This window comes from Acinetobacter sp. YH01021, assembly GCF_013420255.1.
Classification (GTDB): Bacteria; Pseudomonadota; Gammaproteobacteria; order Pseudomonadales; family Moraxellaceae; genus Acinetobacter.
In genome coordinates, this window is sequence record NZ_VOYO01000069.1 from 1 (window position 1) to 1348 (window position 1348).

A 1348-nucleotide genomic window follows, 5' to 3' on the forward strand; every position below is an offset into this window, starting at 1 on the left:
AGCAGATTGGCAAGGTTTAGCGGATGTACAACTTGCGACAATAAACTGGGTAGATTGGTTCAATAAAAAGCGTGTACACAGTGCATTGGGTTGTATCACCTTTTGAGTTTGAAGCAATGTACTATGATAAGATTAACCCGTTAGGTCAGGTGGCCTAACTTAAATAAAAAAGTCTCCGACAAACCCGGTACGGTTCAACTTGTGATTTGAATCTGCTGTTTTCAAAATCTGTCTTTCAGCTCGTTATGCAACAAAGCCGAACCGAATTAAAAATAGAAATGTAGTTGAGCTGGTGCTTGCTCATTTCTTTATTTTTAGTAATTGAGGTGAACATACTGTCAGTACATGGTAGTTATAAGTAACATGTAACTTTGTTCGCACAAAGATTTGAGTTATGCCAAGTGATGGATTGATTTGTACTTAAAATTTTAAGCTTATCCACTTGCTTTGCAAGCCACTACACTTTATTTACAATCCTATGTTGTGGAAGTAAGGGATCTTGTACTCGCCCAGTATGTTCAACTTGATTATATCTAAAGGACTATTAGGCATCAATCAAATCAATTTTCCAATTACTCGACTGAATCAACACATTTAAATCACGTAATTTAAGACTAATATCATCAGCTTGTTTTTGTAGTGATGAAACTGGAATAACTTTATGCCACTTTATTTCCCGCGTACTATAACGATCAGATTCACGAGATGTATTACTTATTGCTGCAGTTAGGGTTTTGTGCTGTTCTACAAATTCATCACGCAAAGTCAATAAAGCAAGTAAAGAACGACCATCATTTAATTTTGTTAAAGCATTAGTTTCATGAATTGCATAACTTAATTTTTGAAATTCTTGAATTAAAGCAAATACTTGTTTTAGTAGTTCATTTGGATCTTCAGATGGTTTATCACCATCTTGTACCAATACATTTGCATTGATACGTTGTTTTAGTGAAATAATTTTTTTTTGTTGATCACTTCGAAGTAAGAGAGCTTCTGCTAATTTCATTTTTCACCTATTAACCAATTAGAATTAAGTTTTAAGCAGCTAAGTAATTTTACAAATACTATATCCTCATTCTTTAAAAATCAAAAAAATTGATTTTTTATAATTTTCAGAGGTAGAAGTCTTATATTTTGTCATTAGGGTGTGTTGACACTTTTAGCTTAAAAAATAGCGAAGTAGTAAAATCAAATCGCCAAACCCAATTTTACTATTCGCTAAGAGGTGGTCCCACTTGTTTGAACAACTAAAAGCGTATTTATAAGTGATATTCCGCTCTAGTTAAGCCACCTTGTTTTGTTGGGGTAGCTGATCATAGTAAAACTCATTTGGTGTCATTTTGTCTAG

1 protein-coding gene and 1 pseudogene are annotated in these 1348 nt (G+C 33.2%); one reads left to right on the top strand and one right to left on the bottom strand.

Annotated elements, in window-relative coordinates:
* Positions 1-158 (top strand): annotated as a pseudogene (locus FTT86_RS15830) (integrase core domain-containing protein); the annotation flags it as partial.
* A 386-nt stretch (positions 159-544) separates the two neighbouring features.
* Here FTT86_RS15830 and FTT86_RS15835 read toward each other — a convergent pair.
* Entirely contained in the window at positions 545-1006 is a 462-nt protein-coding gene (locus tag FTT86_RS15835) for a DIP1984 family protein (protein WP_180039238.1), read from the bottom strand.
* Between the last annotated feature and the right edge of the window lie 342 nt (positions 1007-1348).

Excerpts from the sequence above, each read along its gene's own strand:
- FTT86_RS15835 (WP_180039238.1), bottom strand. The coding sequence starts at position 1,006 with ATGAAATTAGCAGAAGCTCTCTTACTTCGAAGTGATCAACAAAAAAAA.